The sequence below is a fragment of the Pseudomonas inefficax genome, from assembly GCF_900277125.1.
GTDB classification, from domain to species: domain Bacteria; phylum Pseudomonadota; class Gammaproteobacteria; order Pseudomonadales; family Pseudomonadaceae; genus Aquipseudomonas; species Aquipseudomonas inefficax.
In genome coordinates, this window is the sequence record NZ_OPYN01000172.1 from 57,709 (window position 1) to 83,875 (window position 26,167).

Below are 26,167 nucleotides of genomic sequence, written 5' to 3' on the forward strand. Positions count from 1 at the left end.
AGTCCAGCGAACCGATCGAGGGTTCAGCGACGAACGGCGAGACCACGATAAACAAAAAAGTTCCCAAGACCTGCGAAAGAATTCAAAATACGCCCGCCTGAAGCGTCTACGCTTTAACTTGTCACCAGCCAAAACCGCGAGGTGTGCTCATGGGTACCTTGATGCCTGCAACCCCAACCCAGACCCTCTATGTCTCCGTGCGCCGTGATGAGCTGCGTAAACTGAAGGACGAACGTGACCAGCTGCGCCAGCAGGTCGCCCAACTGAACCTGCTGCTGGCGCAAGCGCGCACAGACGACAAGGCCGTCAGCCTCTGAACCTACCCCGCCCCTGTGGGAGCTGAACTGCTCCCACATCGCTCAATCAAGCAGCCAGCTATTATCGCCATTTTCCAGGGTGCCGCCATGACTGGTGGTATCGCCGACCCTGGCAAGCGACTGCCCAGCGTCTATCATCAGGGCCGAGCCGGTGGTAATCACCGCCCCACACCCGAGCCTGTCGCCAACCCTGGCGGCTGCCCTGCCGTTGACAAAGAACAGGCTGGAGCCGCTGCTGATGCTGGTCGGGCCGCACAATGGGCAGTGGTGAGGGTGGCCTAGCAGAACGATGGCAGGCATTGTTGCCACTCCCGAATCATGTGAGGCGCCAGGCACGCATGCCGGCAGCGCCATTCAGAACGTTTTCGACAGCCGCCAGTGCACGACCTGGCCATCGATCTCAGGGAAAGGTACCTGGTGCATGAACACCTGCTCACCCATCATGCGCTCGACGCAGACGTAGTAGCCGGGCCAGGGGCAAGGCGTGCCTGAAGGCCAGCCAGGGGCATCCTCGCGCCTTGCGGTTTCCGGGTCGCGGAACTGTTTGCCCAGGCGTCGGTAACGCGCCCTTTCGACCAGCGCCTGCGGGTAAAAGTGGGGAGCGCTTTCCAGGGCATTACCCTGCACAGACCATAAAAACGCCACCAGTGCCGCCTCGAATGCCCAATATCCCAGGTGGTCATTTCGTGCCCGGGTGTGGCGCTCGTGCCAGTAGCAACCGCGCGCATTGGGGTACCACTGCCGGAGATAGCGCACGAGTGCGTCATGCTGCGCGGGCCCTTTCAGGTCGAGGCTCTCCAGCAAGGCGCCGTATGGTTCGGGGTGAAGCAGTGAGGTGCCAGCGTAGGTCTTGCCCAGCCGCTGGAACAGGCGATGCAGCAGCAGGTCGGGGCTGCGCTCGTCGTCCTGGTTCAGCCAGCCCAGTACCTGGCCGACACGCTCGGGATAACCGCACAGCACCGCCAGCGACAGTAGCCACAAGGCAAGCCGGTATTCATCCGACACCCAAGGGCGCAACTGCTCGCTGGGCGCCGGGTACGCCGAAAAATGCCGGGCGAACTGGGCGAACGCATAGTCTGCATAGGCCTCTACCAGTTCCATAGGCTCGCCACCGGAATACCGCTGCACTGCCAGCTCCAGTGCCATATGTGCCCAGTCGCGGCTAAGGCCACGGTAGTGATGCCTGTGCTCGGCTGGCCCGGTCAGCAATGCCTGGGTGTCAGGGTCGGCGAATTCCTGCTCTTTTTCATGGGTCGAAGCCAGGTAACGCTGCTCGACCATCCACGGGTCGCGCTTGATGCTGTCGAATTGGCCCATTGGCTCTCCCGCACGCTATAAGCCTTTCACCAAGCGCCAAACCAGAGAACGCCCATTTTCGCTCGGCATCTCTACGCCTTGCATGAATGTCTGAGGCCCCACAGCCCATTCATCACATACCCACACGCCGGTGCGCGGGCAAATTTCCCCCGACCTGGCAAGTGCATCCGAATACGTCGCGCTTTGCAGTTGTTCAGGGAAGCTTTTGATAACTTGACGCTTGCGAGCATCGTCTACCAAATCCTTCGGGTAGAAAGGAAGATCTCTATAGGGCGTATCGTCGACGCCCCACAACACAGTGACCAATCCTGCCTCAAAGGCCCAATAGCCAAAAAAACCCGCATCGCTTCGTGCCTTGTGCCGGTCATGCCAATAACAGTTGCGCATGCCGCGATACCACTGTTTCAGGTAACTACGCACTGCCTGTTGCTGCTCATCCTTCTCGGTAGTTACGGCATTGAGCAATTCATGGTAGGGGCGCTCGTGAATCAACGTACTCCCAGGGATCGTCACCCCCACACGGGAAAACAGTTGCCGCAACAGGATGTCCTCACCGTCATCTGGGTCTTCACTTAAAAAACGTGCGATTTGCCTGATGCGCCCGGGCTTGTTGAACAGCACTGCAAACGATAGAAGCCAGAGCGTGTATTGATATGCATCAGGCTCCCACAGCTTCAAGCTGAAAGCCGGATAAGCTTGCTTGTGACGTTGAAACTGGGAAAACATGTGATCCGCGTAAAACTCAAGCGCTTCAACGGGCTCGCCCCCCGAATAAAGCGCTACTAACAATTCCAGAGATTCAAAGCACCAATCCCAACTCAACCCTTCAACATTTACGTAATCTGGGCGTTCCAACACTAAAGAATCTTCAGCCTTTAGTTCCACATAGTATTTCTTCCAAAAACCAACAGAGTCGAGATAGGCTGCCTCTTGCAGCAAAGGCTCACGTTTGATCTCATCAAATCTCTTCATTTTCAAACCCTACTGAATTACATCACCTATAGATCTCGCATGCCCATCAAGCTTAACTACCTGGGTTACAGCGCCTTTCTCATCTACGGTTATCAACCAGCGCTCATATCCAGCCGAGCGAATATTCATTGCCTGTTCTTTCCCCAAACTTTCGGAAAGCCTTGGACGAATCCACGCATCACTCATCTGCCTGGCACCCGGAAACCCCTTACTCCCCTTTGTAACTGGCAAACTACCCGGCGAAAACGCGCCTCCCGTTCGATACTTGGTCTCAGTAATGATGAACGGCGGCGGTGGATGGGCATTACGATAGACGCCATCCAGCCCGCGTCCGGTGGGTTTCATTTGCAGGCTGCGAGGCCCACGAGAGACCGACAGCAGGTTCTCATGGCCTTTGCCGAGCATGTACTGATCACTGACCACCTCCCCATAAATGCCCTTTTGCGCCCGGGTCGCCGTCGAATGATCGAACATGTGCACATTGGCGCCATGCGTGGCGGCTGCCGCAGAGGTGGGCACTGGCGGGCCGAGCGCACCCTCGGGGCGCTCAAGATAACGCGGACGCATGCCAATGCCAGAAGTCACCCGCCCACCACTCATGGCCATGGGCACCGGCTTAGGCGCATGCACCCCGGCCTGCGCAACCTGCGCGGGCAGATCGCTGGCCTGCTCCAGCACCTTGGCCAGCCTGGCGTCGAGCTGCATCAGCGCCCTTGGGATTTCCCGCACTGCATGCACCTGCACCGCGTAGAACTGGGCTTCCATCGCCTGGAGCCGCACCAACAGGTGCGAGGCCGCCTGGTTAAAGGGCCAGTTGCCCAGATAGCTGCGAAGCTTTGCCGTTGCAGCGATGACCTTGGTCAAGAACTGGTTCAGATAGGCCAGCAAGTCCTTTTCATAGCTCGCGAACCTGACCTGGCGCAGCCAGTACTCCACGCTGCCGCGGGTGAACTTGCCAAGAAACGCAACCACGGTCCGCAAGATGATCTGGCTTTCACGGATAAGCAGCAGGCACAAACCTCGCAGAAACGCTGCGGCTTCCTGCCCAACCAGTGCACCTGCCACCGAGCCCACGGGCGTACCCACCGCCCCCACCACGGCAGCAATGATCGGCGCGATCAAAGTAATCAGGCAGGCAACCAACAGCACCCACTCCTGCCATTGTGGCGGCTGCGCCGTTGCCTGGCTGCCATCCGCCGTGTAGCGCTTGCCCAAGCGCAGGCAAACTGCGGCCAGGTCACGGGCACTGAGTACGATCACCACGCCCGGCACCAACGACAGCAGCATGTCGGCAATGACCACGCTCAGTGGCCTGTCCTCGGCAAACTCGCCCAGCACCAGGTCACGCAGCCAGCCAAAGCCGCCTGCCACCCTTTCCACCGCTTCATCCAGCCAGTCAGCAGCGGAGTTCATGGCTGGCCACCCGCCGAGGTGGAGCCGGCAAGCAATGCCTGCAAGGCAGCATCCGGCTCGATTGCGGTCGTCAGCTGAAGCGAGCCTTGGCCAACCTCGTAGCGCACCCGGGCGCTGCAACCGGGGGTAACGCCAGCCAGGCGGGCATAGCCGTTCTGGTCGACCATACCCTGGCGCTGGGTGCCATCGGACAACGTCGCCACGTAGGCCGTGCCCGCAATCGGCGTACCGTCGGCATGCACCAGGCGAAACTCGATTTCCTCCTGCGACGGTGCAGGCGGCTCACCGTAACGTGCAGGCGCCTTGACCTGGGCGATGGCATGCAACAGTAGTGGCTCGGGGCAACCGATTTCGATGCGGCCATCACCCAGTTTGATGAAGGCCCCACCGCAGCTCAGGGTCAGGGACGTTCGGCTATCGATGTGCACGTGGCCGTTATGGCTGGTGATCGACACATCGTCATTGGCCTCCACCCGCAGTTGCCCGCCGACCTGCACACGCTTGTCCTGCGCGACCCGCTCGCTGGCCTCGAGGCCAACCATCACGTTCAACGCCCCGCCAACGGCCAACGACTTGCCCAGGCCTATGCTTTCGACTTTGCCAAGGGCGACCGTTTCGCTCTTGCTGGCGCCGACCTTGACATTGCGGTTGCCACCTATGTGCACCACTTCGTCATGCTCGACGCGCTCGCTACGATCGTTGCCGATGAAGGTGGTTTCGTTGTGTTTCACGACGTTGTTCTGGTCGCGCTCGGCATGAATGAATACTTCCTGCCGCCCCAGTTCGTCCTCGAAGCGCAACTCGTTGAAGCCATCGCCTTTGTGGGTCTGGCTCTTGATGGTCATGCGGGTCTTGTGTTCCGGCAGGTCGTACGGCGGCAGCTGGTCACCGCAGTAGGTGCGCCCGGTGATCACCGGCTGGTCAGGGTCGCCATTGACGTACTGGACAATCACATCCTGGCCAATACGAGGAATCGCCATCGCCCCCCAACTGCCACCGGCCCAGCCTTGCGACACCCGCACCCAGCAGGAACTGAATTCGTTGTTGCTGCTTTCACGGTCCCAGGGGAAGCTGACCTTGACCCGCCCCCACTGATCGCAAAAAATCTCTTCCCCCGGCGGGCCGACCACGGTGGCCATGTGCGGGCCATCGATGCGCGGCTTGGCCAAGGGTGCCGGGCGCCATTCGGCCATGCCTTGCACCAGCAGCGCATCGTTCACATAGCGGGTACCTTGTTCGGCGCCAGCGGCTTCTTCCTGCAGGCTGGAGAACTGCGTACCTTCGTGGCGCAGGCTGATCACGCGCCAGTGCACATTGAGGTCTTCGCGCGGGTGGCCGACGAGGGTGAAGCTCAGGCCTGGCTGCAGGCGCACATCATCGCCCTGTACTTCGGCCTGGCGGGCGTCATGGCGAAGCGCCGTCAGCCGCGTTTCAGTGAAGGGCTTGCCGACCGCATCGCGCTTGTAGCGCCCCGGGTAATCAAAAAACTCGTAGTCCGGCGACTGGTGCGTGATTCCGCTGGCCTGAGCCTTGTGCTCCTGACGATAGGCCGGGTTGGTGAAGGTGTAGTCGCGCTGCACCTGCCGCGCAGTACGCACCTGCTCGCAATAGCGCAAACGCCGCAGGCAGGCACGGGCCTGGTCGCCACCGCTACGGGCGTGGTACAGCACCTTGTCGGGGCCGAGATCGTCTTCATCCAGCCAAAGCGCCTCATCACCTTCGGGCTTGAGCATGCCCCGGCTGAGCAACCCAAGCGATAGCAGGCGATCGGTAACGATCAGCGTGTGCTGCCTGGCGCAGTGTGCAAAGCGGTAGACAAAGCCCTCTTCAGCGGCAAGGCGATGGATGAAGTCGAGGTCGGTTTCCCCCGCCTGGACACAAAACTCACGCACCTGGTGCTCGGCGCTGCTATTGAGCTCGAATCGGGTAATGCCCTGGCGCTTGAACATCAGTTCAAGAATCTGCGGTACGGTTTTCTGCTGGAAGATGCGCCAGTTCGAACGCAAGCGGGCGCGGGCCAGTTGCGGCTCGACCACGGCGTGGTAGCGCGTGCGACAGAAGCTGGTTTCACCCTGGCTGAAGGCGCTGACCAGGCCATGCACATGGCGCAGTGGCCGATCTGCGCAATAAAGGGTGAATAGCGCAGGCTTGTCGAGCACCTGGCCGAAGTCGACATCACTGTCGTAACTGACAAGTTCAAGTCTCAGTTCAAATGGCTGACTGATGGCTTCTTCCAGCTTGAATGAAACCACTTCGAACTCCGTGCGCCCGGCGAGCGCCTGAAATCCGAAACGAAAGTCCGACTGTTTCATGAGTTGCTCTACCCGCCATCATGTTTACCGGCGAAAGACAACCTCACCCTGGCTTTCTTCAAGCTGATCACGACGAATGAAAATTGCCCGTTGCCAAGGCGCCAGCCGGCTGGATCCGTGGCATTGACGGGATCAACCGATGACGACTGCGGGGATGAGGCGGTGACTGAAGAGCAACTTAAATCGTATTGTCCTTCCATGACAGAAACGATGGGTTCAATGCACTGGTGCTTGCGTAGGCAATTTCCTAAAGCAACGTTTTATAACCTTTGCCCGCGCGAGCTCTCACTGCATTAGTGACCATTCAATCCAGAAACATTGTGAAAGAAACTTCGAGGAAGTTTGCCAGTAGCCCTTTTGTTTGCCTGCGCCAATAAGGAATTTGGCTATGAGGGCTTGTCACAACATTTTCGACGCCGTTGAACTCGAGCGGCACTCGATTTGCGCATAACCTCATATTCCAAGACAGGCACCTGAACGCCCTCACCTGCCCCCCAAAGCAAAGCGCGGGCACCGTTCGGGCCCCACAGCGCACCAGAAAGGTGCACAGCTATCGGTAACGGGGCATGCCATCTGCCCGTCATCCACCGCTCCAGCCTATGCATTCACATCCGGTCACAACCGCCAACGTTTGCGTCTACTCCGCAGCATGGCAATAGTGACCAGCGGGTCACATTTTTATCTCTTTCTCTCCTACACTCGGGTTTCGGCCCGCCATTTGCTCATCGGAAGAGTGACGAAAAAAAGTCGAACTTTACGGAACGCGGGCAGGTCAGGAACTAAGTAGGCCAAACGCAAAGGGACTTCCCAGCCTCGGCCCACACACCCCACCAGCCCAATCGCCTTCGGCGGGAATGCCGATCGCGCCGTGCCTGCGCGCACGACCCTGGGGCATGGAACGCACTACGCAGAATCCAGAAACAGAGAGAACCAACACGAAACATTGCCACGGGTGCCAGCACCCGGCCAAGCATAGGGATGGAGAGAAGTATGATCAGTGCCGCTGTCGAGCCTCACGTAGATTCATTCAACCCGGACAACCGCGAGCCGCTCACCCCGGACTTCGCCACGACAGGCAAGGCACCCGGCGCCCAGCGCCAGCACAACCGCAACAAGCGCAAGATCTTGTTCGTGACCTCGGAAATCGCCGACCTGGTGAAAACCGGTGGCCTGGGCGACGTGTCGGCAGCCCTGCCCCGTGCCCTGGCACACCTGCACGATGTGCGGGTGTTGATCCCTGGCTACCGCCAGGTGATGGAAAGCGACAACCCCATCCACATTGTCGGTGAACTGGGTGGCCATGCCGCCTTGCCGCCGTGCAAGATCGGGCGCATGGACATGGCCGACGGCCTGGTCATCTATGTGCTGATCTGCCCCGAACTGTACCAGCGCGACGGCACCCCCTATGGCGCCAACAACGGCCGCGACTGGCCCGACAACCACATCCGCTTCGCCCGCCTGGGCCTGGCTGCCGCCGAAATCGCCGCCGGCGAAGGCAGGATCCACTGGAAGCCGGAAGTGGTCCATGCCCACGACTGGCCAGCAGGCCTGGCACCAGCCTACATGCACTGGCGCGGGCTGAGCACGCCAACCCTGTTCACCATCCACAATCTGGCCTACCAGGGTGTGTACAGCCGCGGCTGCAGCCCGGAACTGGCAATCCCCGAGCACGCCATGCAGCAGGAGGGCATGGAGTTCTACGGCAAGCTGTCGTTCCTCAAGGCCGGCCTGGCCTACGCCAGCCACATCACCACGGTCAGCGCCACCTATGCCCGGGAAATCACCACTCCGGAATTCGGCTGCGGCCTGGACGGCTTCCTCGCCAGCAAGGCCCAGCAAGGCCTGCTCGGCGGCATTCCCAATGGCATCGACGAAAGCTGGGACTCGGCCACCGACAAGCACCTGCAACACAATTTCAGCATCAACGACTGGGAAGGCAAGGCGCGCAATACCCAGGAAGTACGCGAGCTGTTCAAACTGCAGCCCTCCGAAGGCCCGCTGTTCGCCGTGGTTTCGCGCCTGGTCTACCAGAAAGGCCTGGACCTGACCTTGGGGGTGGCCGACTACATCGTCGAACAAGGCGGGCAGATCGCGATCATCGGCCGTGGCGAGCCCGAAGAAGAGCAGGCCATGCGCGAACTGGCGCTACGCCACCCTGGCCGTATCGGCGTACGCATCGGCTTCAACGAAACCGATGCCCGGCGCATGTTCGCCGGCAGCGACTTCCTGCTGATGCCGTCACGCTACGAGCCATGCGGCCTCAGCCAGATGTACGCGCAGCGCTTCGGCTCGCTGCCGGTGGCGCGCAACACCGGCGGCCTGGCCGACACCATCGAGTGCGGCGTCACCGGTTTCCTGTTCAACGAGTCCACCGTCGAAAGCTATCGCGAGGCACTCAGCCGCGCCTTCTATGTATACGGCAAGAAGGACCTGCTGAACGCCATGCGCTGCCTGTCGATGACCCAACCGTTCAACTGGTGCCAGGCCGTGGAACCCTACGCACGCCTGTACGAAGACCTGGTCAAGCAGGCCCAGCACAGCCAATACTGAACGGGGAGTTGAAGATGCACAGGCATGGCGCACACCTGCTGGACGCCACGTCGGCGCGCTTCGCCCTCTGGGCGCCGGATGCGCGCAGCGTGAGTGTGGAACTGGAGCAGCAGCCAGCCATCGAGCTGTTGCCCGACGATGAAGGCTGGTACACCGGCGTGGCCCCGTGCCAGGCCGGTGACCGTTATCACTACCGTATCGACGGTGAACTGCAGGTGGCCGACCCCGCCTCGCGCTACCAGCCCGACGGCGTGCAGGGGCCGAGCCAGGTGGTGGATGTGGCCAGCTATGCCTGGCAACACCCCTGGCAAGGCCGCCCCTGGCACGAAGCGGTCATTCAGGAGCTGCATGTCGGTCTGCTCGACGGCTACGAAGGGGTCGCTCGGCAACTGCCGCGCTTGGCCGAGCTGGGCATCAGCGCTATCGAGCTGATGCCGCTGGGGCAGTTCCCGGGCGAGCGCAACTGGGGTTACGACGGCGTGCTGCCCTATGCGCCGCAAAACACCTACGGCAGCCCCGAGCAGCTGTGTGCGCTGGTCGACCAGGCCCACGGCCAGGGGCTGATGGTCCTGGTCGATGTGGTGTACAACCACTTCGGCCCCGACGGCAACTACCTGCACCAGTACGCCAGCCCGTTCTTCCGCGAGGACCGGCAGACTCCCTGGGGCGCAGCCATCGACTTCCGCCGCCCGCAGGTGCGCGAATACTTCATCCAGAACGCCCTGATGTGGCTATGCGACTACCGCTTCGATGGCCTGCGCCTGGATGCCGTGCACGCCATCGACCAGCCCGACTTCCTGGTCGAGCTGGCGCAAAGGGTACGCGCTGCCGTGGAGCCGGGCCGCCACGTGTGGCTGGTCCTGGAAAACGAGCACAACCAGGCCTTCCTGCTGGAACAAGGCTTCGATGCCCAGTGGAACGACGACGGCCACAATGCCTTGCATGTGCTGCTGACCGGCGAAACCGAAGGCTACTACGCCGATTACCAGCAGCGCCCCATCGAACAGTTGGCCCGCTGCCTTGCCGAAGGTTTCGTGTTCCAGGGCCAGGCCAACCGCCATGGCACGCCCCGCGGCGAGCCCAGCGGGCACTTGCCGCCCAGCGCCTTCGTGCTGTTCCTGCAGAACCATGACCAGGTTGGCAACCGCGCCCTGGGCGAGCGCCTTACTCGCTTGTGCCCGCCGCAGGCGCTGCGGGCGGCCACCGGGCTGTTGCTGCTGGCGCCGATGATCCCGCTGCTGTTCATGGGCGACGACGATGGCAGCTGCCAGCCGTTCCTGTTCTTCACTGACTTCCATGACCAGCTGGCCGACGCCGTACGCGAGGGGCGGCGCGGTGAGTTCGCCCATTTCGCCGCCTTCGCCGACCCCGAGCAGCGCCAACGCATTCCCGACCCCAACGCAGAACAGACCTTCGAGGCCTCCCGCCCGCAGGCCAGGGAAGTGATCGCTGGCTGGCACGGGCTGTACCAGCACCTGCTCGAACTGCGCCGCCGCCATGTGATCCCGCACCTGCCCGGCAGCCGCGCGCTGGGCGCCGAAGTACACGGTGACAAGGCCCTGACCGCACGCTGGCGCCTGGGTAACGGCACCACCCTGCGCATTGACCTGAACCTGGCCGCTACCCCGCAGGAGGTCGAGTTGCCCACGCCCGCCAACCGACTGTTCGACAGCAGCGACACCCGACACCCCGATACCCATCTGGCCGCATACAGCTGCGTGGTCAGCCTGCTTTCCCCTGCCCAGGAGCGCCCATGAGCGAAACCGCCCTGCACCGCCTGGCCACCCGCGTCGGGCTGAGCCGCGACTGGATCGACGCCAACGCCCGGCCCCAGCGAGTCAGCGACGAGGTGCTGCGCAACATTCTTGAAGGTCTTGGCCATCCCGCCTCCGATGACGCCGCCATTGCCGCCAGCCTGCGCGCCGTGGACGCTGCCGAAGACAGTGAGCACCTGCCGCCGCTGCTGACCGCTGACCTCGGCCAGCCACTGCCACTGGCGCGCTATTTCAGCGCCACCAGCCTCGCGCACTGCACCCTGGAGGACCAAAGCGCCGTCACCCTCAGCCTCGACAACCAGGCCCAGCTGCCCGGTGCGTTGCCCATCGGCTACCACCAAGTGGAAATCGACAGCCGCCGCTTCACCGTGGCCGTGGCTCCGCCACGCTGCCACAGCCTTGAAGACCGAGTGCAGGCACCGCCCCCGCGCTGCTGGGGCCTGGCGGTGCAGCTGTACAGCCTGCGCCGGCCCGGCGATGGCGGCTACGGCGACTGCCTGGCCCTGGAACAACTGGCCCGCGCGGCCGCCGAGCGTGGTGCCGATGCCTTGGCCATCAGCCCGATCCACGCCCTGTCGACCATCGACCAGACGCACTACAGCCCCTATTCACCCTCCAGCCGCCTGCTGCTCAATACCCTGTACGCCAGCCCAGCCGCACTGCTGGGCGAGCGCGAGGTGCGCGTGGCCATAGAAGCCTGCGGCCTGGAGCAACAGCTGGACGACCTGGAGCAAGGCCCGCTGGTCGACTGGCCGCGTGCCGCCAGCGCCCGCCTGCGCCTGCTCGAAGCCCTGTACCAGGGTTTCAGCCAGGGCGACCACCCGCTGCGCAAGGATTTCGACAGCTTCCGCGAAGCCGGTGGCCAGGCCCTGGAACACCACTGCCGCTTCGAGGTGCTGCAGGCCCAAGCCGTGGAGCACGGCCTGGGTGCCGACTGGCGCCATTGGCCCAAGACCTGGCATGACCCGTACCACCCGGAAGTGGAGGCCTTCGCCAACGCCTACCCGGCCAAGATCGAGTTCCATGCCTTCTGCCAATGGCTGACCGAGCGGGGCCTGCAACGCGCCCAGGAAGCAGCGCGCGGCAATGGCATGGCGGTCGGCCTGATCGCTGACCTGGCGGTGGGCGCCGACGGTGTCGGCAGCCAGGCATGGAGCCGGCAGGACGAACTGCTGGCAGGCCTGAAGGTGGGCGCACCGCCCGACATTCTCAACCGTGCCGGCCAGGACTGGGGCATCTGCGCCTTCTCGCCCGAAGGCCTCAAGCGCAACGGCTACCGCGCCTTCATCGAAATGCTGCGGGCCAACCTCGCCCATGCCGGCGGCCTGCGCATCGACCATGTCATGGGCCTGCGCCGGCTGTGGCTTATCCCGCAGGGGGCCAAGCCCAGCGAAGGCGCCTATCTCAACTACCCGCTGGACGACCTGCTGCGCCTGCTGGCGCTGGAGTCGGTGCGCCACCAGGCGATCATCCTCGGTGAAGACCTGGGCACCGTGCCGGACGGCCTGCGCGAGCAACTGGCGGCCAAGGCCGTGCTGGGCATGCGCGTGCTGCCCTTCGAGCAGACCCAACCCGGCCACTTCAAGCCGATTCTCGACTGGCCGGACAACGCCCTGGCCACCACCGGCACCCACGACCTGGCGCCGTTGGCCGGCTGGCTGGAAAACCGCGACATCGACTGGAGCCACCGCCTGCAACTGATCGATGCTGCCACCGAACTGCACTGGCGCCACGAGCGGCAGAAGGAGCACGATGGCCTGCGCCGCACCTTGGAGGCCAACTACGGCACACTGCCGGACAATGACGCGCTGATCGACGCGGCCATCCGCTACGTTGGCCACACCCGCGCACCGCTGGTGCTGGTGCCGCTGGAAGACCTGCTGGGCTGCGACGAGCAACCCAACCTGCCGGGCACCACCGCCGGCCACCCCAACTGGCGCCGACGCTTTGCCCGGCCGGTACGTGAACTGCTCGACGATGAAGACGCAGCAAGGCGCCTGGAGCTGTTGGCCCAGGCCCGCGAACAGGCGTGGGAGCGTGACCGATGAAAGCGTTGACCGCGACCCTGCGCCTGCAGTTTCACAGTGAATTCACCCTCGATCACGCCGTGCCGTTGGTGCCGTACTTCGCCCAGTTGGGTATCAGCCACCTGTATGCCTCGCCCATCCTCAAGGCCCGCGCCGGCTCGCGCCACGGCTACGACGTGGTCGACCCGACCTGCGTCAACCCCGAGCTGGGCGGCGAAGCGGCGCTGCAACGGCTGGTTGCCGCCCTGCGCCAGCACGGCATGGGGTTGATTCTGGACACGGTGTCCAACCACATGGCCGTGGGTGGTGCCGACAACCCCTGGTGGCAGAGCCTGCTGGCCTGGGGCCGGCGCAGCCCGTATGCAGAATTCTTCGACATCCAGTGGCACTCCAGCGACCCACTGCTGGCCGGCCAGCTGCTGTTGCCGTTCCTGGGCAGCGACTATGGCGTGGCGCTGAAGAATGGCGAAATACCGCTGGAGTTCGACAGGCAAAATGGGGTGCTGCAAATCGCCCACTACGAACACCGCTTCCCGATCTGCCCGGTCGACTATGGCTGGATTCTCGCCCTCAGCCCGGACCCGGCCCTGAATGCCCTGGCCGAGCGCTTCACCGCGTTGAGCGCATCGGCCACGCCGCTGGCCGACGCCCTGCCCCTGCACGCCGAACTGGCGCGCCTGGTCGCTGAAGGTGCCGACCTCGAATCGGCGCTGCAGGCCTTCGACAGCCGCAACGAGCATGGCTTCAAGCGCCTGCACCTGCTGCTGGAACGCCAGACCTACCGCCTGGCAAGCTGGCGCACTGCCGCCGACGACATCAACTGGCGGCGCTTCTTCGACATCAACGAACTGGGCGGCTTGCGCGTCGAACGCGCGGTGGTGTTCGAGGCCACCCACGCCAAACTGTTCGAGCTGATCGAGCGCGGCCTGGTAGACGGCCTGCGCATCGACCACATCGACGGCCTGGCCGACCCGCGCGGTTACTGCCGCAAGCTGCGCCGGCGGGTCGATGGCCTGCTGGCACGGCGGCCGTTGGACGCCGCCCTGGAGCACTTCCCGATCTACGTGGAGAAGATCCTCGGCGCCAACGAGCACCTGCACCGCGACTGGCTTACCGATGGCACTACCGGCTATGACTTCATGAACCAGGTCTCGCTGCTGCAGCACGACCCGGCGGGCGAAACAGCGCTGACCGAGCTGTGGGCCAATGTGAGCGAACGCCCCGACTTCCCCGAAGAAGTGCGTCAGGCCCGCCACCTGGTGCTCAATGCCAGCCTGGCCGGTGACTGCGAGTCGGTGGCCCAGGCGCTGTTGCAGGTGGCGCGCAACGACCTGATGACCCGCGACCTGACCCTGGGCGCGATCCGCCGCGCCTTGCAGGCGCTGGTAGCGCATTACCCGGTGTACCGCACCTACTTCAATGCCTGCGGGCGCCCGGCAGAAGACGAAGGTTTTTTCCAGCAGGCCCTGGCCAATGCCCGCCAGGATCTTGGTGAAGCCGACTGGCCGCTGCTCGAGCACCTTGAACAATGGCTGGGCGGGCAGGCCTGGCGCAACCTGCCAGCAGGCCGGGCGCGCAAGCAGCTGCGCCATGCCTGCGTGCGCTTCCAGCAACTGACCGCGCCCAGCGCCGCCAAGGCAGTGGAAGATACCGCGTTCTACCGCAGCGCGCGGCTGCTGTCGCGCAACGATGTGGGCTTCGACGCCGAGCGTTTCAGCGCCCCGCCCGAGCACTTCCACAACGAGGCCCAGCGGCGCCTGCGCGATTTCCCCGACAACCTGCTGGCCACCGCTACCCATGACCACAAGCGCGGCGAAGATACCCGCGCGCGCCTGGCCGTGCTCAGCGAGCGCGGCCCGTGGCTGGCCAGCCGAATGGAACACTGGCGCGAACTGGCCACGCCGTTGCGTACGCAACTGGATGACGGCCTGGCACCCAGCCCCGGCGACGAGCTGATGCTGTTGCAGACCTTGCTGGGAAGCTGGCCGCTGGACCTCGACCTGCACGACGACAACGCCCTTGGCCAGTACGCCGAACGCATGCGCCAGTGGCAGCAGAAGGCCCTGCGCGAGGCCAAGCTGCGCAGCAGCTGGAGCGCGCCGAACGAGGCCTACGAAAGCGCCTGCGCCCGCTACATCGACGGCCTGCTGCTGGACGGCGAGAACCAGCAGTTGCGCAGATCGCTGGCCGACGCCGCGCACCTGGTGGCCTGCCCCGGTGCCCTCAACGGCCTGGTCCAGGCCCTGCTGCGCATGACCTCACCCGGTGTGCCCGACCTGTACCAAGGCACCGAATACTGGGACTTCAGCCTGGTCGACCCGGACAACCGCCGCGCCGTGGACTACGCTTGCCGGCGTCGCACCCTGGACGATGCAACGCCGGTAGCCGAGCTGCTGGCGCACTGGCGCGACGGCCGCCTGAAGCAGGCGCTGATCGCCCGGGTGCTGGACTGCCGTCAGGCCCATGCCGAGCTGTTCCGTCGTGGCGCCTACCTGCCCCTGACCGTGCACGGCCGGCATGCCGACAAGGTGGTCGCGTTCGCCCGCCTGGGCGAAGGCGAACGGGCCGTCATCATCGCGCCACGCCTGGCCAGTACCCTGCTGGCAGGTGCACCGATACCCCTGATCCCGGCACAGAACTGGGAAGACACCCGGGTAAACCTGCCGTTTGCCTTGTCGCCTGCCAACTCGACGGGACTTTTCCCCAGTGCTGCGGTCAGCTCTTGCAGGGAGCTGTTGTTGAGCGCCGTGCTGGCGGAGTTTCCGGTCAACCTGCTGATACAACAATCTTGAGCATCAGGAGCGTCATGATGAGTGTCGATGAAAAACGCATCCGCGAATTTGCCTACCAGATCTGGGAGTCCGAGGGTAAGCCCGCCGGCCAGGAAGATCGCCATTGGGACATGGCTCGCAAGTTGGCCGAAGCCGAGGCGCTGGCACCCAAGGCTGCGCCGCGCAAGCGGGCCCCGGCCAAGCCCAAGGTAGCGGCTGAGCCGGTTGAGAAGGCCGTGGCAGCTAAGAAACCCCGGGCGGTGAAAAAGCCGGCTGCCGGTTAAGCCTGTACCGGCCTCTTCGCGGGTAAACCCGCTCCCACAGGTACGGCGTAACGCTCAGGCCTGACCCCATTCCTGTGGGAGCGGGTTTACCCGCGAAGAGGCCGGTGCAGGCCAACGCAGCTCCCTCCCCCCTACCACGGCTACAGAGGACCGCCATGAGCCCCCGCACCCCGAAGAAAACCCGCTCGGTCGCCCCTTCGCGTATCCGCGAAGGCCTGCCATTCCCCCTCGGCGCCACCTGGGATGGCCTTGGGGTCAACTTTGCCCTGTTCTCGGCCAATGCCACCAAGGTCGAGCTGTGCCTGTTCGACTCCACTGGCGAGCACGAAATCGAACGCATCGAGCTACCCGAATACACCGACGAGATCTACCACGGGTACCTGCCCGACGCGCACCCCGGGCTGGTCTACGGCTACCGCGTGCACGGCCCTTACGAGCCAGAGAACGGCCACCGCTTCAACCCCAACAAACTGCTGATCGACCCGTATGCCAAGCAATTGGTCGGCAGCCTGCAATGGTCCGAAGCACTGTTCGGCTACACCATCGGCCACCCCGACGGCGACCTGTCGTTCGACGAGCGCGACAGCGCGCCCTTTGTGCCCAAGTGCAAGGTGATCGACCCCGCCTTCACCTGGGGCCGCGACCAGCGCGTGCTGATCCCCTGGGAACGCACGATCATCTACGAGGCCCACACCCGTGGCATCAGCATGCGCCACCCGGCGGTGCCGGAAGAACTGCGCGGCACCTTTGCCGGCCTGGCCAATGACGAGTTGCTCAAACACATCAAGGAGCTGGGCGTTTCCAGCATAGAGCTGCTGCCGATTCACGCCTTCGTCAACGACCAGCATCTGCTGGACAAGGGCCTGAACAACTACTGGGGCTACAACAGCATCGCCTTCTTCGCCCCGCACCCGCGTTACCTGGCCAGCGGCAAGATCGCCGAATTCAAGGAAATGGTCGCGCACCTGCATGACGCCGGGCTGGAGGTGATCCTCGACGTGGTCTACAACCACACCGCCGAAGGCAACGAGCGCGGCCCCACGCTGTCGATGCGCGGCATCGACAACGCCTCGTACTACCGCCTGATGCCGGACGACAAGCGCTACTACATCAACGATTCCGGCACCGGCAACACCCTGGACCTCAGCCACCCCTGCGTGCTGCAACTGGTCACCGACTCGCTGCGCTACTGGGCCGGCGAAATGCACGTGGACGGCTTCCGCTTCGACCTGGCGACCATCCTTGGCCGCTACCACGACGGCTACAGCGAACGCCACGGCTTCCTCGTCGCCTGCCGCCAGGACCCGATGCTGAGCCAGGTGAAGCTGATCGCCGAGCCCTGGGACTGCGGCCCGGGCGGTTACCAGGTGGGCAACTTCGCCCCGGGCTGGGCAGAGTGGAACGACCGTTTTCGCGACACCGTGCGCGCCTTCTGGAAAGGCGACGAAGGCCAACTGGCCGACTTTGCCTCGCGCATGACCGCGTCGGGGGACATGTTCAACAACCGTGGCCGGCGCCCCTATGCCTCGGTCAACTTTGTCACCGCCCACGACGGTTTCACCTTGCGCGACCTGGTGTCTTACAACCACAAGCACAACGAAGACAACGACGAGAACAACCAGGACGGCACCGATAACAACCTGTCATGGAACTGCGGTGTCGAGGGGCCAACCGACGACCCGGCCGTGAATGCCCTGCGCATGCGCCAGATGCGCAACTACTTCGCAACCCTGCTGCTGGCCCAGGGCACGCCGATGATCGTCGCCGGCGATGAGTTCAGCCGCACCCAGCACGGCAACAACAATGCCTACTGCCAGGACAGCGAGATCGGCTGGGTGAACTGGGACCTCGACCAGGAGGGCCTGGAACTGCTGGCCTTCGTCAAGCGCCTGACCCGCCTGCGCCTGGCCTACCCGGTGCTACGCCGCTCGCGCTTCCTGGTGGGCGACTACAATGAGGCAATCGGCGTCAAGGACGTGACCTGGCTGGCACCGGATGGCAACGAGATGAGCGTGGAGCAATGGGAAGACCCGCACGGGCGCTGCCTGGGCATGCTGATCGATGGCCGAGCCCAGGTCAGCGGCATTGCCCGGCCAGGTGCCGAGGCCACCGTGCTGCTGATCGTCAATGCCCACCACGACATCGTGCCGTTCAAGTTGCCGACCGTGCCCGAAGGGGATTACTGGAGCTGCCTGGTCGATACCGACCGGCCTGAGCTACGCAAGGGCCAGCATCTGCAGTTCGACAGCACGTTCGAGGTGAAGGGGCGGTCGTTGCTGCTGATGGTGTTGCAGCGGGATGAGGAGTGAACCGTAATGGCGCAGGGAGGTCGTAAATTTTGATCACCCCATGCTATCCCTGTGGGAGCGGGTTTACCCGCGAATGCGCCAGCCCAGACAACCCAAATGCCTGATCGGGCCTCTTCGCGGGTGAACCCGCTCCCACAGGGTTTGGTCATATCAGTCAGGAACACCAGCAGGAGTAACCGTGAACCCCGAAGCCGGCAGTAAAGGTTTCGCCAGTGTCAACCAGGCCCCGGCCGTGAAGCGGCTGCAAGTGCTGACGGTGAACACCCACAAGGGCTTCACCGCGTTCAACCGGCGCTTCATCCTGCCGGAACTGCGCGAGGCGGTGCGCAGTACACAGGCCGATATCGTCTTCCTTCAGGAAGTGCTCGGCAGCCACGACCGCCACGCCGCGCGCTACCCTGGCTGGCCGCAGACTTCGCAGTACGAGTTCCTCGCCGACAGCATGTGGAGCGACTTCGCCTACGGCCGCAACGCGGTCTACCCCGACGGCCACCACGGCAACGCGCTGCTGTCCAAATACCCGATCATCGAACACCGCAACCTCGACGTGTCGATCACCGGCCCCGAACGTCGTGGCCTGCTGCACTGCGTCCTCGATGTACCCGGCCAGCACCAGGTGCATGCCATCTGCGTGCACCTGTCGTTACTGGAAAGCCACCGCCAGAAACAACTGCAACTGCTGCGCAAGCTGCTCGAATCCCTGCCCGCCGAAGCACCGGTGATCATCGCCGGTGATTTCAACGACTGGAAATCCCATGGTAATCGCACCCTGGGTTTGCAGAATGACTTGCATGAGGCCTTCGAGCGCCACCATGGCCATTTGGCACGCACCTATCCCGCGCGGCTGCCGCTGCTGCGCCTGGATCGCGTCTACCTGCGCAACGCCGAAAGCCATGGGCCGCGGATTCTGGGGCACAAACCTTGGTCGCACCTGTCGGACCACTTGCCTTTGTCGGTCGAAGTCAGGCTTAGCAATCATTCTTCATAGTCACGACACGGCAAATAGCGAACCCGGCTATGCCCCGATTATTTGTCTGATGATTCAACAAGTTGGACGAAACCACGGAACCTGAACACTTTCTTCACGCTTTCTTGACGCAAGCGGCGCGCTCTCCTTAGCTGAACATATCAAAGCAGTAATGATCTCGCGCCGGGCCTCTAGCTCGCGCCTTCGTGCGCGCTGGCGAAAGCCTGGCGTGCTGGTTTGGGTCGCCCACTGTTTTTGCCGTACAGCTCGTGACAACAGGCCAGGTCCTAGGGCTGTAACACAAAAACAAAGGAGATCCGCCATGAAAAGTTCCTCGAACCACTTGCGTTTCGACAGCATTTTCTACGCGGTTTCCACGTCGCTGCTTCTGGCAACCCCGGTGGAAACTATCGCGTATGAACTGCAGGACGACCCGATCTCACCCGGCTTCCTGCACCAACCGGCAGTACCACAGCTGTCGCTCGACCCGTTCAGCGCCAGTGGCTTGAGTATGGGTACCTTGAACGCGTTTACGCAAAAGATGAGCGAGCGCCATGGGCAGGCTGCACCGGACCTGGTCGCCAGCCAGTGGGCGCAGTTCTTCCCCACCACTGCGCGCAATGGCGCGCAGCCCCCGGACCAGCTGGAGGCACCCAGCCAGCAACTGACGATCGGCCCGGACCTGTTCGTGCGCGAAACTGCAGCGGGCAATGTGCACCGAGCGGGGATCTTCGTGGGGCAAAACAATCTGCAGACCAGCTTCAACGGCATGCGCCGGCTGCTGGGTGACAAGCAACGCAACGCCGTGAACCTCAGCGGAGAAAGCCTGGGGGTGTACTGGAGCATGACCCATGAGCAGGGCTGGCATCTGGATGCCGTGGCCATGGGGTCGCGCATCGACGTCAATGGCCGTGGCGAGAATGGCCAGCGACTGGACGACAGCGGCCACGCGATGACCTTTTCGCTGGAAGGCGGCATACCCATCGGCCTGGGTGGCGGCTGGGTGATCGAGCCGCAGGCGCAGTTGATCAACCAGCAGTTCTTCCCTGGCAATCGGGCGCAGGAAGAGACCTTGCAGGCCTTCGACAGCCAGCCGAGCTGGAGCGGCCGTGTCGGTGCCAGGCTGTCCGGGCGTTATGAAGTACGCGGCATGCCGATCGAGCCCTATGTGCGGACCAACGTGTGGTATGACTTCAGCAATGCCGATGAGGTGAAGCTGGACCAGGTCGACAAGATCTCCAGCTCGCGCTACTCGACCACGGTGGAACTGGGGTTGGGGCTGGTGGCGCGGGTGACGCCTTCGGTGGCGTTGTTCGTCAGTGCCGATTACAGCAGTGATGTGGATGACAACGATTTGAATGGATTGATTGGCAGCCTTGGGGTTCGGATGCGGTGGTAGGCAGGGTCGGCCCTTTCGCGGGTGAACCCGCTCCCACAAGGTGCGCACAGCGGTTGAAGCTTGTGCAATACCTGTGGGAGCGGGTTTACCCGCGAAGAGGCCAGTACAAGCAATACATCAAGCAGGTTTCATTATCAGAACCCCAAGCGGCGGTAGGTTAAGCGCCAGCGACTGCGGCTGGCCATGACTGGCTATTTCGTCGCTCACCACCACCCCCAGGTTGCCGACATTGGACCCGGCATACAGCTCTGCATCACTGTTCAACAGCTCTTGCCAGCGCTCGCCAAACGGCACGCCAATGCGATACCCCTCGCGCGGTACCGGCGTGAAGTTGGCCACCACCAGCACCGGTTCGCCGCTGCTGCTCCAGCGCAACCAGGCATACACGCTGTTCTGCGCATCGTCACCGATCAGCCACTGGAACCCTTGCGGCTGGCAATCCAGCTCGTGCAACGCCGGCACCTCGCGGTACAGGCGGTTGAGGTCACCGACCAGGCGCTGTACACCCTGGTGCTCAGGGTACTGCAGCAGGTACCAATCCAGCTCGCCATCGTGGTCCCACTCACGCCACTGGCCGAACTCGCAGCCCATGAACAGCAGCTTCTTGCCGGGATGGGCCCACATGAAAGTGAGGTAGGCGCGCAGGTTGGCGAACTTCTGCCAGCGGTCGCCGGGCATCTTGTCGATCAGCGAATGCTTGCCATGTACCACTTCGTCGTGGGAAATGGGCAGGATGAAGTGCTCGGAATAGGCGTAGATCAGCCCGAAGCTCATCTCGTTGTGGTGGTAGGTGCGGTGCACCGGGTCGTTCTGGATGTAATGCAAGGTGTCGTGCATCCAGCCCATGTTCCACTTGTAGGCAAAGCCCAGGCCGCCCTGCTGGGTCGGCTGACTGACGCCGGGCCAGGCGGTGGACTCCTCGGCGATGATCAGCGCGCCAGGGGCCTCGTGGGCAGCCACGCCGTTGAGGTGGCGGATGAAGTCGATGGCCTCCAGGTTCTCGCGCCCGCCGTGGCGGTTGGGCACCCATTCGCCGGCCTTGCGCGAATAGTCGCGGTACAGCATCGAGGCCACGGCATCGACGCGCAGGCCATCGATGTGGAAGTGCTTCAGCCAGTGCAGCGCCGAGGCCATCATGAAGCCACGCACCTCGTTGCGGCCAAGGTTGTAGATCAGCGTGTTCCAGTCCTGGTGGAAGCCCTCCAGGGGGTTTTCGTATTCGTACAGGGCGGTGCCGTCGAAACGCGCCAGGCCGTGTTCGTCGGTGGGGAAATGCGCCGGCACCCAGTCGAGCAGCACGCCAATCCCGCCCTGGTGGCAGGCGTCGACGAAAGCGGCAAAGTCCTCGGCGCTGCCGTAGCGCGAGGTGGGCGCGAACAGCGACAGCGGCTGGTAACCCCAGGAGCCGCCGAACGGGTGCTCCATGATCGGCAGCAGTTCGATGTGGGTGAAGCCCAGTTCCTGAACGTACGGCACCAGGCGCTCGGCCAGCTCGCGCCAGTTGTAAAAGCGCCCGACCTCACCCGCCTCATCCAGCTCGCAGCGCCACGACCCCGGGTGCAGTTCGTAGATCGACAGCGGCGCGCTGTAGGCATGGCGCTGCGCGCGTTGTGCCATCCAGTCGTGGTCTTGCCAGTGGTGGCTGAGCGCCCCCGCTACCTTGGAGGCGGTGCTCGGTGGCAGTTCGGTGGCGCGCGCCAGCGGGTCGGCCTTCAGCGGCAGAATGCCGTCCTTGCCCAGCACCTCGAACTTGTAGGTTTCGCCCACGCCCAGGCGCGGCACGAACAGCTCCCACACCCCGGCGCTGTGGCGCAGGCGCATGGGGTGGCGGCGGCCGTCCCAGTTGTTGAAGTCGCCCACCACCGACACCCGCCGGGCGTTCGGTGCCCACACCGAGAAACACACGCCGTCGACGCCATCCACCTGCACAGGTTGGGCGCCGAAGCGCCCGGACAGGTCGCGGTGGTTGCCTTCGGCGAACAGGTACAAGTCCATGTCGCCCAGTTGCGGGCCGAAGCTGTAGGGGTCTTCGGTAACCTGCTCGCCACCGGCCCAGCCGATCTGCAGCAGGTACGGGTGTGCCTCATCGAGGTGCGCGGTGAACAACCCGGGCAGGCTGCCCTGCTCCATTTCGGCGAGGATGCGCCCGTCATGCCGGGCCAGCATGCGCACATTCAGGGCATTGGGCAGGAAGGCGCGGACCACTTGCCCGCCCGCGCCGTCGCCATGGGGGCCGAGTACCGCAAATGGATCGGCGTGCTCGGCGCGGGCCAGGGCGTCGAGGTCCCGTTGCCGAAGGCCGCCGTTTTCACGCGTTGTAACGTTCATTCTGACTCTCCCCAAGTACTGATCAGTCCATGCAGGCCATGCAAAGGCACGGCCAGCCAGCTCGGACGGTTTTCGGCTTCGTATGTAATTTCGTAGGCAGCCTTCTCCAGGCAGAACAGCTCCAGTGCGGCACGCTCGCCCTCGGCCTGCTGCCAGGCGTGAGGCATGGCCGCGGTGGCCAGGCCATAGGCTTCGACAAAGGCATGCCGCGACTGGTGCAGGTACTGCCTGGCTACACGTTGCCGGGCTTGGCGCGCCGGGTCGGAAAGGTCCACCGCAGACGCGCTGCGCAAGATCATCGCAGCAGCATAGTCGAAGGATCGCAGCACGCCGCTGACATCCTTGTACGGGCTATGTCTTGCCCTGCGCTCTTGCAGCGGCCGGGCCGGTTCACCTTCGAAATCGATGAGGTAGGCGTCGCCCTGCACCACCAGCACCTGGCCCAGGTGCAGGTCGCCGTGCACGCGCATCAGCAGGCCGCCCTGGGCCTGGTGGGTCAGGTCGGCGATATGTTGGGCCAGGCCGTCGCGCTGTTGCTGCAAGTCGTCGACCAGCGCCTGGCTTTCGCTGTCGAGGCTGTCGCGGTGCTGGGCCAGCAGGTCGAGGGCATGGGTGAGTTCGGCACTGATCTGCGCACTCCAGCGTTCGCTGTCGTCGGCATCGCTTGGGCGCGGCTTGAAGGCCTCGTCATTGGTCGGTGCGGCCAGCAGCAGGTGCATCTCGCCCAGGCGCTGGCCGAGCAAGGCGGCAAAGCCGGTAAGTTCGGCCATTGCATCGGTGTGCGCATCGGCGTCGAGGCTGGAAGGCTCCATCTGGTCGCGAATGGCCCGCTCCAGGGTGTTCTGGGTCCAGGCCCAGGCGTCACCCTGGTTGCTCAGGTAGCCCTGGGCGATCATCAGCAGGTGTGGCGCGCCCTGCTCGTCCACCCGGCTGACCCAGGCCAGCAGCGGCGAAATGTTGGCAAAGCCTGCGGCGGTCAGGTAGGCGCTCATTTCCAGCTCGGGGTGCACACCGGGGTTGACCCGGCGAATCAGCTTGAGCACCACCTGGTCGCCGATCACCACCGAGCTGTTGGACTGCTCGGCGCTGAGGTAGCGCACGCTGCTTTCGTCGTTCAACGCCAGGCCCGCCAACTGCTGCGTGCTTTCGAAGCGCAGCTCGCCCTCGCCATTGCCACAAGGCAGATGCATGCCATCCTCACAGGCTCGCAGCACCGCGCGGATGAACGGCTCGAGGACGAAGGCGTCGGTGATCAGGCCAACCTGATGGGCACGGCGCACCCGTGACAGGGCCAGCTGCTGTGGCAGCGCGCTGTTGATCTGCTCTTCGGGCAGCAGGCCGAACGGCAGTTGGTAGCGGTTGGCCACACCGTCGCTGAGCACTTCGATCTCACTGAGCAGCACCGGTGTGGTTGCCGTACCGAAGCGCACGCCGTAGCAGAGGCGCACCGCGTCGATCGGCCCTTCCTTGCCGGCGAACCAGCGCCGCTTGGGCAGGTACTGCGGCAGGATGGCGCTTTGCAGGGTATCGCTGGCGGGGGCTTGCAGCAGTTCTTCCATGCGTTTGCGCAGTACCAGTGTAGTCAATTCGGGTAACCCCTCGGTGGCCTGGATGTGCCAGCTGGGCATGCGGTCGTGGCTGGCCAGCAGGAACCAGTAGAAGGCGTAGGGTGGCAAGGTCAGCAGGAATGGCAGTTGCCCGATCGGCGGGAAGGCGCTGCCGCCGAGCATCTCCACCGGCACTTTGTCGGCGTATTGTGACAACTCCAGTTCAGCCGCCTGGGCGGCGCGGGACACGTTGGCCACGCACAGGATGACTTCGGTGTTGCCATCGGCGTCGGTGTACTCGCGCAGATAGGCGAGGATGCGCCGGTTGTTCGGCGTGAGGGTACGCAGGCTGCCGCGGCCGAAGGCCTTCTGCTGCTTGCGCACCGCCAGCATGCGCCGGGTCCAGTTAAGTAGCGAGTGCGGGTCAGCGGCCTGGGCTTCGACGTTTACGGTCTGGTAACCGTACAGCGGGTCCATGATCGGTGGCAGCACCAGGCGCTGCGGGTCGGCGCGAGAGAAACCGCCGTTGCGGTCCGGCGACCATTGCATGGGCGTGCGCACGCCGTCGCGGTCGCCCAGGTAGATGTTATCGCCCATGCCCAGTTCGTCGCCGTAATACAGGGTGGGCGTGCCGGGCATCGACAGCAGCAGGCTGGTGAGCAGTTCGATGCGCCGGCGGTCACGCTGCAGCAGCGGCGCCAGGCGGCGGCGGATGCCCAGGTTGATGCGGGCGCGGCGGTCTTCGGCGTAGTAGTTCCACAGGTAGTCGCGCTCGCGGTCGGTGACCATTTCCAGGGTCAGCTCATCGTGGTTGCGCAGGAAGATCGCCCATTGGCAGTTGGCAGGGATTTCCGGTGTCTGGCGCAGGATATCGGTGATCGGGAAACGGTCTTCCATGGCCAGGGCCATGTACATGCGCGGCATAAGCGGGAAGTGGAAGGCCATGTGGCATTCGTCGCCCTCGCCTTCGCCAAAATACGGGCGGGTGTCCTCGGGCCACTGGTTGGCCTCGGCCAGCAGCATGCGGTCGGGGTAGTTGGCGTCGATTTCGGCGCGAATCGCCTTGAGCACATCGTGGGTTTCGGCAAGGTTCTCGTTGTTGGTGCCGTCGCGTTCGATCAGGTAGGGGATGGCGTCCAGGCGCAGGCCATCGACACCCAGGTCGAGCCAGAAGCGCATCACCCCGATCACTGCCTTGAGCACTTGCGGGTTGTCGAAGTTGAGGTCGGGCTGGTGCGAGTAGAAGCGGTGCCAGAAGTACTGGCCGGCGACCGGGTCCCAGGTCCAGTTGGACTTCTCGGTGTCGAGGAAGATGATGCGCGTGCCATCGTACTTCTGGTCGTCATCCGACCACACGTAGAAGTCCCGTGCCTTGCTGCCGCGCTTGGCATGGCGGGCGCGCTGGAACCAGGGGTGCTGGTCGCTGGTGTGGTTGATGACCAGCTCGGTGATTACCCGCAGGCCGCGTTTGTGCGCCTCGGCGATGAAGCGGCGGGCATCGGCCAGGTTACCGTAGTCGGGGTGCACGGCCTTGTATTCGGCGATGTCATAGCCGTCGTCGCGGCGTGGCGAGGGATAGAACGGCAGCAGCCAAAGGGTGTTGACGCCCAGCTCGGCGATGTAGTCGAGCTTGCTGATCAGGCCGGCGAAATCGCCAATGCCGTCGTTGTTCGAATCGAAAAACGACTTGATGTGCAGCTGGTAGATGACGGCGTCCTTGTACCACAGCGGGTCGTCGATGAAGGCTGCCGGGCGGGAACGCTTGGCCATGTGCTGCTCCTTTCAATTCTGGTTGCTGTGTCCCTGATGCACAAGCAACTGACTTGACACGATTCCCTGTGGGAGCGGGTTTACCCGCGAACACCGGCGAAGCCGGTGC

The 26,167-nt window shown here is 63.7% G+C and carries 16 protein-coding genes; 9 read left to right on the forward strand and 7 right to left on the reverse strand.

The window, feature by feature from the left end:
• The first annotated feature begins 149 nt into the window (after nucleotides 1-149).
• Nucleotides 150-317 (forward strand): DUF6026 family protein, encoded by a 168-nt coding sequence (locus tag JV551A3_RS30750; RefSeq protein WP_235874622.1) that lies wholly within the window; start codon nucleotides 150-152, stop codon nucleotides 315-317.
• Nucleotides 318-359: 42 nt separating this feature from the next.
• On the opposite strand, the gene JV551A3_RS20875 is transcribed toward JV551A3_RS30750, so the two are convergent.
• From JV551A3_RS20875 to JV551A3_RS20895, 5 genes are read right to left on the reverse strand one after another with little or no spacing between them, the layout of a single operon-like run.
• The gene (locus tag JV551A3_RS20875; protein ID WP_166674285.1) at nucleotides 360-617 is read right to left on the reverse strand and encodes a PAAR domain-containing protein; all 258 of its coding nucleotides are present in this window, start codon (nucleotides 615-617) and stop codon (nucleotides 360-362) included.
• Between the two features lie 54 nt (nucleotides 618-671).
• Nucleotides 672-1,634 (reverse strand): PoNi-like cognate immunity protein, encoded by a 963-nt coding sequence (locus JV551A3_RS20880; protein ID WP_133973951.1) that lies wholly within the window; start codon nucleotides 1,632-1,634, stop codon nucleotides 672-674.
• A gap of 15 nt (nucleotides 1,635-1,649) precedes the next feature.
• Entirely contained in the window at nucleotides 1,650-2,606 is a 957-nt protein-coding gene (locus tag JV551A3_RS20885) for a PoNi-like cognate immunity protein (protein WP_133973953.1), read from the reverse strand.
• A 9-nt stretch (nucleotides 2,607-2,615) separates the two neighbouring features.
• Nucleotides 2,616-4,019, reverse strand: a complete 1,404-nt coding sequence (locus JV551A3_RS20890; protein WP_177421332.1) for a hypothetical protein — start codon at nucleotides 4,017-4,019, stop codon at nucleotides 2,616-2,618.
• Nucleotides 4,016-6,331 carry a type VI secretion system Vgr family protein gene (locus JV551A3_RS20895; protein ID WP_133973955.1) on the reverse strand — a complete coding sequence of 772 codons (2,316 nt, stop codon included), beginning with the start codon at nucleotides 6,329-6,331 and terminating at the stop codon, nucleotides 4,016-4,018. The genes JV551A3_RS20890 and JV551A3_RS20895 overlap by 4 nt, the downstream gene beginning before the upstream one ends.
• Nucleotides 6,332-7,321: 990 nt before the next feature.
• Here JV551A3_RS20895 and glgA point away from each other — a divergent pair.
• The 8 genes from glgA to JV551A3_RS20940 all read left to right on the forward strand — a co-directional run bounded on the left by glgA (nucleotide 7,322) and on the right by JV551A3_RS20940 (nucleotide 20,413).
• Nucleotides 7,322-8,881 (forward strand): glycogen synthase GlgA, encoded by a 1,560-nt coding sequence (gene glgA / locus JV551A3_RS20900; protein ID WP_133973957.1) that lies wholly within the window; start codon nucleotides 7,322-7,324, stop codon nucleotides 8,879-8,881.
• 14 nt (nucleotides 8,882-8,895) lie between these two features.
• Entirely contained in the window at nucleotides 8,896-10,638 is a 1,743-nt protein-coding gene (gene treZ, locus JV551A3_RS20905) for a malto-oligosyltrehalose trehalohydrolase (RefSeq protein ID WP_133973959.1), read from the forward strand.
• Complete coding sequence (gene malQ, locus JV551A3_RS20910) at nucleotides 10,635-12,704, forward strand: 4-alpha-glucanotransferase (protein WP_133973961.1); 2,070 nt, start codon at nucleotides 10,635-10,637, stop codon at nucleotides 12,702-12,704. The genes treZ and malQ overlap by 4 nt, the downstream gene beginning before the upstream one ends.
• The gene (locus JV551A3_RS20915; RefSeq protein WP_133973963.1) at nucleotides 12,701-15,475 is read left to right on the forward strand and encodes a malto-oligosyltrehalose synthase; all 2,775 of its coding nucleotides are present in this window, start codon (nucleotides 12,701-12,703) and stop codon (nucleotides 15,473-15,475) included. The genes malQ and JV551A3_RS20915 overlap by 4 nt, the downstream gene beginning before the upstream one ends.
• 14 nt (nucleotides 15,476-15,489) lie before the next feature.
• Nucleotides 15,490-15,738, forward strand: a complete 249-nt coding sequence (locus tag JV551A3_RS20920; RefSeq protein WP_112252861.1) for a DUF2934 domain-containing protein — start codon at nucleotides 15,490-15,492, stop codon at nucleotides 15,736-15,738.
• Between the two features lie 155 nt (nucleotides 15,739-15,893).
• Nucleotides 15,894-18,047, forward strand: a complete 2,154-nt coding sequence (gene glgX / locus JV551A3_RS20930) for a glycogen debranching protein GlgX (RefSeq protein ID WP_133973965.1) — start codon at nucleotides 15,894-15,896, stop codon at nucleotides 18,045-18,047.
• Nucleotides 18,048-18,225: 178 nt separating this feature from the next.
• Nucleotides 18,226-19,035: an endonuclease/exonuclease/phosphatase family protein gene (locus tag JV551A3_RS20935; RefSeq protein WP_133973967.1), complete on the forward strand. Its 810-nt coding sequence runs from the start codon at nucleotides 18,226-18,228 to the stop codon at nucleotides 19,033-19,035.
• A gap of 301 nt (nucleotides 19,036-19,336) precedes the next feature.
• Nucleotides 19,337-20,413 carry an autotransporter domain-containing protein gene (locus JV551A3_RS20940; protein WP_133973969.1) on the forward strand — a complete coding sequence of 359 codons (1,077 nt, stop codon included), beginning with the start codon at nucleotides 19,337-19,339 and terminating at the stop codon, nucleotides 20,411-20,413.
• A gap of 117 nt (nucleotides 20,414-20,530) precedes the next feature.
• Here the strand turns inward: JV551A3_RS20940 and glgB are convergent, their stop codons facing one another.
• Together glgB and treS are read right to left on the reverse strand one after the other, a co-directional pair.
• Nucleotides 20,531-22,741 carry a 1,4-alpha-glucan branching protein GlgB gene (glgB, locus tag JV551A3_RS20950; RefSeq protein WP_133973971.1) on the reverse strand — a complete coding sequence of 737 codons (2,211 nt, stop codon included), beginning with the start codon at nucleotides 22,739-22,741 and terminating at the stop codon, nucleotides 20,531-20,533.
• Entirely contained in the window at nucleotides 22,738-26,058 is a 3,321-nt protein-coding gene (treS, locus tag JV551A3_RS20955) for a maltose alpha-D-glucosyltransferase (RefSeq protein WP_133973973.1), read from the reverse strand. Before treS ends, glgB begins: the two co-directional genes overlap by 4 nt.
• Nucleotides 26,059-26,167 lie beyond the last annotated feature (109 nt).